The organism is Singulisphaera rosea, assembly GCF_054877945.1.
In genome coordinates, this window is record NZ_JBTYIP020000171.1 from 1 (window position 1) to 255 (window position 255).

General features: G+C 64.3%; 1 pseudogene. It reads left to right on the plus strand.

The window, feature by feature from the left end:
- Positions 1-255, plus strand: a pseudogene (locus ACYOEI_RS41580) (hypothetical protein); the annotation flags it as partial.

Here is a 255-nt window from a genome sequence, read left to right on the forward strand (position 1 = left end):
CCCAGGCGCTACGCGATTGGAAGGCCTTATCCTACGTCACGGCCGACGCGGGGAAAGGCCTGCAAGCCGGCATCGCCACTTTGCAACGGGAGCGGCAAGAGGACGGGGAGCCGTCGTTGGAGAACGGCCTGGATGTGTTCCATACCGTTTATGAGGCGCGACGTGTGTTGAGACTGGGCTGGAATCGCGTGGAACGCCTCTGGGAGCAGGCGGAGCTCGCCAGCCACCGGGTCACGCAATCGCAACGGCAAGGTC